This is a genomic window from Mycolicibacterium brisbanense, assembly GCF_001570425.1.
GTDB classification, from domain to species: domain Bacteria; phylum Actinomycetota; class Actinomycetes; order Mycobacteriales; family Mycobacteriaceae; genus Mycobacterium; species Mycobacterium brisbanense.
The window spans coordinates 21,629-27,808 of record NZ_BCSX01000016.1 but is presented as its reverse complement, the minus strand read 5'-3'; the positions used below and the strand labels follow the sequence as shown (position 1 = coordinate 27,808).

Below are 6,180 nucleotides of genomic sequence, written 5' to 3'. Positions count from 1 at the left end.
CTCCTGCACCGATCCGTAGTCATCAACCTCGACGGCGAGTCCTACCGACTACGCGACCACCACGCCTCCACCGACACCCTCCGCCGAGCCACCACCGGCACCCGCCAACCACTACACTGACCGCTGCTCACAGGTGAGGAATTTCAACGAGCACACCTGGGGACTTTCGACGAGCGCGATCAGTATGAACCTTTTTACGGTTGAGCCTGCAGAACTGGACTCTGACACCACCGCCGGCGCGCAGGCGCTGACCGATGTAGCAGGCATCGCTCTGCTTCATCAACGCGCCATCGGGCAGCGCGAACTGCTCGTGACTCAGTTGCAGGGCGTCCTCAATGACCGGCTGACCATCGAGCAGGCCAAAGGAGTCGCCGCCGAACAAGCCGATATCAGTGTCGGCAGAGCATTCGCGCTTATCCGCGACTACGCTCATCGCCGTCACCTCACGTTGACCGATGTCGCAAAGCGCGTCGTACGGCACGACCTGACCATCGCCGACCTGACATCCGACATCGGCGCCACCGAGCCGTAACACCTCCGGTGCCCGCTGCCCACACGCGAAGCCTGCCCGCCCTCCGCCCGGCCATGTCAGTTCGACTGACCGCCATGCCACTGTGCTTCAAGAAGCCATGTGCACGTCGCGCGCCGACTATGAAATAGCAAGCAGGTCATGCACATTTCGAACGCCGGGTACGGCCCACGCAGCGCGCCGGGCAGCGGCAGCGTCCGCCTGGGACTGTACAGTCCCGCGCAGCGTGACACTGCCGTCCTTGGTATCGATCTCGATCCGGTTTACTTCTTGATTTACCGTGCGCAACAGCTCGTTCCTGATGTGCGTCCGCACATCGGCCACCTTAGGTCCGCCCCGTAGTTCAAGGTTGTTGTAGACACCTTTGACCCCGCGGATGTGTCTGACTGCTTTGGCGGCCGTCAGCCGCTGGAAATGCCAGTCCACGATCCCGGTCAGCGTGATGTAGCCCTGCCGGACTGTCGCATCGATCGTGCTGGGCAGATCGCTGTGCGACTGGAGGACTGCAACTGCGTCGGTGGCGATATCGGTGTCATCGCGAACGTGGGTACCGCTGGCCTCGACATGCAGCTCGTCGGCCAGTCCGCGGACACCGCGGACACGCCACACCGCGTGCTCTGCTTGGATCTTTTGCCAGTATGTCGGCACCACTCCACTCAGCGTTATCACCCCGTCGTGCCCGGCGATGGCGACACCCGAAGAATCGATTGCCGGATCGGACTTCAACTCGTCAACCACATCCTCAACCAAGATGGTGTCTTCATTGCTCATCTCTTCGTCCTTCCAGTCCAGCGGTCTGTACCAAATTTCCATCCGACCCGCCTACCACGCCGCCAACGTCGCCAACGTAGCTGCGATCGCGAAATCGTCTGCGCCGCGGGGCTATTTGCCCTTCTCACCGAATCAGATGTCCTGTTCTGGATACGCCGCCCAAGCAACTCTCCGCGACCCTCGTAGGACCCAAACCTCACATGACTTAAGTCCCTTATTTCTCGGGCCGAGCGGGCCCGGGCGCCGGCGACGAATCCGGGTTCGAGCCCGACGGTCTCTAGTCCGGCAACGCGCGGCAGCCATTCCTGGCTCTCAGAAGCTGCGCTCGGGCACCCCAAGACGTTCTACCTCGACCTCTCCGATGAATGCGCTCGCGATAGGCCCTCTGCCGGCAGGACCGACTGCAGCATCACGCATCGAAGCGACCGTCGAAGCATGTGCGCCAGTCCCGCGTTCGCCCAGCGACAAATCACAGGTCGTTACGGCTACCCGTAACGACCTGTAACCCTCGTAACCCGAAATAGCAAGAAGCACAATGTGAACCACTGTGAAGGGCGATGGCCCGCAGACCTAATTGACGGGTAGGCTGATAGCACTTTCCTTCAGCAGAGAGGGGCAGTCGAGATGGCGGCAGATGATGAAGGGAAGGGGCCACCGTCCCACACACTCCCAGACAAGGCCAACACCACGAACACCCCATCGGACGAGCCCGATCCGGTCAGCGACCATACGAAGTCAGTTACCGACCTGATAAGGCGACAATTCGGTATCGGGAGATAGCTTGCCCGTCAGTGTGTTCTCGGCAACGCTGGACCACACCAGGCCGACAGCGCACCGCACAGATCGTGTCATCATCTAGCTGTCATTGAGGTTTTCTCCCGGACTTGGGCGTGCTGGTTGATGCTTTGCGCGTTCCCCGCGTAGACGGACATACCTCTGCGCGCTCAGGAAACGCTTGAGGGCTTCCAGGTAGCGGTTTGTGGTCATGTCAGTTCTGACATCCCATTGTCGGCGTGCGTAGGCCACGCCCACCGTGTCGGCCTTGTCGAGCAACGGCCCCGCGAGATCGATTCCGACTGGTTCCGGGCTTCGCCAAACAGCGCTCAAAGGTACAAACCACTGCCCAGAAAGGTCCTCGGACCCCGCATTGAGGCGACCTACGGCCCTACCTGAGCGTGGCATTCGCCGGCATCGTCCACACCGGGGAGCTATTCACTGATGTCTGGATGGGAGACGACGATGGTCGAACCGGTCACTAATCCGACCCAACCCACGTTCGCGTGCCACCGACCCGATGCACGCGACGAGGCAGAGCAACCTGATGTCGGCGATGCGCTCAGCCGCGAGTTCCTGATCGGCGGGTGTGCCACCAGTGATGACTTCTGGCGGGCCTGGGAATTCAATTCGTTTGGAACGCGACGGTCCTTCATCGACGACATGCTGAACGGTTCGCATCGGCTCGCCTGGTGACGATCAGATGACCAGGCAGCATCGCAGCGGTTCCGTGTGCACTTCTGGTGGGTGCTACTCGGTAATACGCCGACGGCCGCTGACGCTGTCAACCGATCAGCGACTTCGGGCCCTACCAACGCGGTGCCGTTGCGGGATCAGATAGCCCTGCGGGAGGTGGACTCCCGCTGATGTCGCGTCATCGCCGCGATGGCGCGCCCACCCAAACGGAGGCCGCCATGAGCACCGCACCGCTGCAATCAAGGACGCGACTGTCCGCTCGTTCGCTGGGCCCGTGCCTTGTCGTCGCTGCAGTGACCTCGTTCAGCCGCGGCCCACGGCTGCGCTCGATGGTCGAAGCAATCGCCGCAGATCCCGTATCGCCCTCGGTCGCTGGTGCGTTCGTACTGCCGATGGGTCTGGTCGTCATCGCTCCACATCCCTTCTCGCGCGGTCCGGCCGCCATCGTCGTGTCGTTGCTGGGCTGGCTTACCACCTTCAAAGGGCTGGCACCCTTGGCTTTCCCGCATACGTACCTCTCGGTGACGTACGTCGGCGGGGCTCTCACCCGCAGTCATTCAGGCTCACACCAATCTGTTCACCCCACACCAGATCTCCCGCGCGCCGCGTGAATCTCTACTGGTCGCGGCGAGAGAACACCTCGCCAGAATCGAGCCATGCGGCCGAATCATCAGACCCGCATGAGATCTCGTCGTTGCACGCGTCATTGCGGTCCCGGATGGGCTCGGCATGGCGAGTGCTGGGTCCAGGGTTTGTCACCGGGTCCTCTGACGACGACCCATCCGGCATCCAAACCTATAGCCAGACCGGGGCACAATTCGGTTACGCCCAACTGTGGGTAGCAGCATGGACGTACCCGTTCATGGCAGTGATCCAGGAGATTTGCGGCCGGATCGGTATGGTGACAGGTCGCGGACTGGCGGCGATTCTGCGCGAATACTATTCGCGGAAGGTGCTTTTCGTCGCAGTCACGCTCCTCATGGCTGCAAATATCGTCAATGTGGGGGCCGATCTCGGCGCGATGGCCGCCACCGGACAACTGCTCATCCGCATGCCGTTCGGGGGTTGGCTGGCAATCATCGTGGGGATCTCGCTCTCTCTGCAGATCTTCGTACCCTATCCCGCATACGCCCGGTTCTTGAAGTACGCGTGCCTGAGCCTGCTGGCCTATGCCGTGGCAGCCTTTGTCATTCATCATCCGTGGTGGCCGACAGTCACGCTGAGCGCACTGATTCCTCACGTCGAATGGTCGCGCGATTACGTGCTCAACATCGTCGCCGTGCTGGGGACGACGATCACGCCCTACTGCTTCTTCTGGCAAGCCGATCAGGAAGCCGAAGAGGATTTCGCCCGCGGTCGAATGACGTTCTACGGCAAGGGAGTCCCTAGAATCCACAGTGGAGACATCCGCACCATGCGGACCGACACCGCCGTCGGTATGGGCTTCTCCAACGTGGTGCAGTTCTTCATCATCCTGACTTGTGCGTCCACCTTGCATCAGGCGGGTGTGTTCACGGTCGATACGCCGGACCAGGCGGCTGCCGCACTGCGGCCCCTGGCCGGTGGCTTCGCCTTTATCCTCTTCGCGATCGGGATCATCGGGGTGGGCTTTCTTGCCGTGCCCACCCTGACCGGTTCGGCGTCTTACGCGTTGTCCGAGGCGATGGGCTGGAAAGCGGGCCTCGGCTACACGTTCCGCCAGGCCCGGGCGTTCTACATCGTGATCGCCGCGGCCACGGTCCTCGGCGTAGGATTGAATTTCGTTGGAATTCAGCCATTTCGGTTGCTCTACTACGCTGCCGCCGTCAACGGTGTCCTCGCTCCGCCATTGATGGTGATGATCATGTTGGTCGGCAACGACAGCTCGATCATGGGCAAGCACGTGAACGGTCGGTTCACCAATGTCATCGGATGGGCCATCGTGGGCATCATGGGCGTGTGTGCGCTGGCGCTGCTCGGGTCTACCCTGACAACCGGATGATGAGAACTGACCCGTAATGCGGATCGAATGCACAGCGCCCGAGAAAGGCAAATCCCATGACGATGCTCACAGTAACCGCGCCGGCCACAGTGGATCTCGAAGACCTCGAACAACAGACCGTCTCCGCGCTGGCGGACCGACTCAGGGACGACCACGGGTGCGAACTGACGGATTCGCAGCCCCGCCCATCGGAGTGGGGCAACGAATACCAGCTCGCGCCGACCGGCCGCATCATCGTCGACAGCCACCAGAACACGCTGACCGTCAGACTTCGCGACCTCGCTGTCGACGCGCACGACCTGTTCGTCGCGGTCAGTAGTGAATTGGAACAGCAATACGATGAGCTCAGTACAGAAATTGGTTGACCATGGCCTCCGCTGACGACGACGGTCATGAGATCGATTGTCGCCTCGACCGACTGCCGAGCGAGGTGCGCAAGTTGCTGCAGAGCGAGCCCGTGCCCACGTGGCGGGCGCCGATGCTGGCAACCTTGACCGACCAGCGGTTCTCCGACCCACGATGGATATTCGAACTCAAACTCGACGGCGAGCGGTGTCTCGCCTTCCGCGACGCGGATCGGACTCGCCTGCTGTCCCGAAATCGCCAGTCGCTCAACGGCACCTACCCTGAAATTGTCCACGCACTCAACGCCCAGCGGAGCACACGCTTCGTCCTCGATGGTGAGGTCGTGGCCTTCCAGGGAAAGCACACCAGCTTTCAGCGACTTCAGTCCCGATTGGGTGTTACGAACGTCGACGAGACGCAAGCGTCACGAACGCCCGTTTTCTACTATGTATTCGATCTTCTGCATCTCGACGGATATGCGACGACAGCGTTGCCCCTGATCTGGCGTAAACGCCTTCTGCACAGCGCAATCCGCTGGACGGATCCACTTCGTTACCTGCCCCACCGCCGGACCGAAGGCCAGCGGGCATATCAGGAAGCGTCTGAACGCGGCGATGAGGGGGTGATCGCCAAGCTCGCCGATTCGACATACGAACAGGGTCACCGTTCGCCCAATTGGCTCAAATTCAAGTGTGTCTTGAGGCAGGAGTTCGTCATCGGCGGCTACACCGCTCCCAAAGGCACCAGAGTCGGACTGGGCGCGCTCCTGATCGGCTACTACGCGGGCGACAAGCTCATATACGCAGGTAAGGTCGGCACCGGCTTCGACGAGGCCACCTTACGAAGTCTTCACCAGCGTCTGTCCGCCATCGAACAGGACGAGTCGCCGTTCCCCGGCCACCGGGTCGTCCGCCCCGACACCCATTGGACACGTCCACAGTTGGTGGCTGACATCGGCTTTTCGGAATGGACGCGAGACGGCAAGCTGCGCCATCCACGCTACGTCGGCCTACGTTATGACAAGCGGCCGGCCGAGGTGGTTAGGGAATCACTCTGACTTATGAACGGCTTCATCGACCCGACG

At 61.5% G+C, this 6,180-nt stretch carries 7 protein-coding genes and 1 pseudogene; 7 read left to right on the top strand and 1 reads right to left on the bottom strand.

Annotated features, from left to right (window positions below; genetic code table 11):
• Together RMCB_RS36450 and RMCB_RS06350 are read left to right on the top strand one after the other, a co-directional pair.
• Positions 1-120 (top strand): annotated as a pseudogene (locus RMCB_RS36450) (IS21-like element helper ATPase IstB); the annotation flags it as partial.
• A 13-nt stretch (positions 121-133) separates the two neighbouring features.
• Entirely contained in the window at positions 134-532 is a 399-nt protein-coding gene (locus RMCB_RS06350; protein ID WP_131805497.1) for an ANTAR domain-containing protein, read from the top strand.
• Positions 533-649: 117 nt separating this feature from the next.
• Here the strand turns inward: RMCB_RS06350 and RMCB_RS06345 are convergent, their stop codons facing one another.
• Positions 650-1,300, bottom strand: a complete 651-nt coding sequence (locus RMCB_RS06345; protein ID WP_063979587.1) for a BON domain-containing protein — start codon at positions 1,298-1,300, stop codon at positions 650-652.
• 1,218 nt (positions 1,301-2,518) lie between these two features.
• On the opposite strand from RMCB_RS06345, the gene RMCB_RS06340 reads away from it, so the two are divergent.
• The 5 genes from RMCB_RS06340 to ligD all read left to right on the top strand — a co-directional run bounded on the left by RMCB_RS06340 (position 2,519) and on the right by ligD (position 6,153).
• Positions 2,519-2,770 (top strand): hypothetical protein, encoded by a 252-nt coding sequence (locus RMCB_RS06340; RefSeq protein WP_165606259.1) that lies wholly within the window; start codon positions 2,519-2,521, stop codon positions 2,768-2,770.
• Between the two features lie 218 nt (positions 2,771-2,988).
• The gene (locus RMCB_RS06335; RefSeq protein WP_131805496.1) at positions 2,989-3,381 is read left to right on the top strand and encodes a hypothetical protein; all 393 of its coding nucleotides are present in this window, start codon (positions 2,989-2,991) and stop codon (positions 3,379-3,381) included.
• Between the two features lie 107 nt (positions 3,382-3,488).
• Positions 3,489-4,751, top strand: a complete 1,263-nt coding sequence (locus RMCB_RS06330; RefSeq protein WP_062828109.1) for an NRAMP family divalent metal transporter — start codon at positions 3,489-3,491, stop codon at positions 4,749-4,751.
• A 56-nt stretch (positions 4,752-4,807) separates the two neighbouring features.
• Positions 4,808-5,116, top strand: a complete 309-nt coding sequence (locus RMCB_RS06325; protein WP_062828108.1) for a hypothetical protein — start codon at positions 4,808-4,810, stop codon at positions 5,114-5,116.
• A 2-nt stretch (positions 5,117-5,118) separates the two neighbouring features.
• Complete coding sequence (ligD, locus tag RMCB_RS06320) at positions 5,119-6,153, top strand: non-homologous end-joining DNA ligase (RefSeq protein WP_062828107.1); 1,035 nt, start codon at positions 5,119-5,121, stop codon at positions 6,151-6,153.
• Positions 6,154-6,180: the final 27 nt, after the last annotated feature.

What these genes read in the sequence shown, in the direction of transcription:
- RMCB_RS06345 (WP_063979587.1), bottom strand. Translation starts at nt 1,300, where the DNA reads ATGAGCAATGAAGACACCATCTTGGTTGAGGATGTGGTTGACGAGTTG.
- RMCB_RS06340 (WP_165606259.1), top strand. Translation starts at nt 2,519, where the DNA reads ATGTCTGGATGGGAGACGACGATGGTCGAACCGGTCACTAATCCGACC.
- RMCB_RS06335 (WP_131805496.1), top strand. Translation starts at nt 2,989, where the DNA reads ATGAGCACCGCACCGCTGCAATCAAGGACGCGACTGTCCGCTCGTTCG.
- RMCB_RS06330 (WP_062828109.1), top strand. Translation starts at nt 3,489, where the DNA reads ATGGGCTCGGCATGGCGAGTGCTGGGTCCAGGGTTTGTCACCGGGTCC.
- RMCB_RS06325 (WP_062828108.1), top strand. Translation starts at nt 4,808, where the DNA reads ATGACGATGCTCACAGTAACCGCGCCGGCCACAGTGGATCTCGAAGAC.
- ligD (WP_062828107.1), top strand. Translation starts at nt 5,119, where the DNA reads ATGGCCTCCGCTGACGACGACGGTCATGAGATCGATTGTCGCCTCGAC.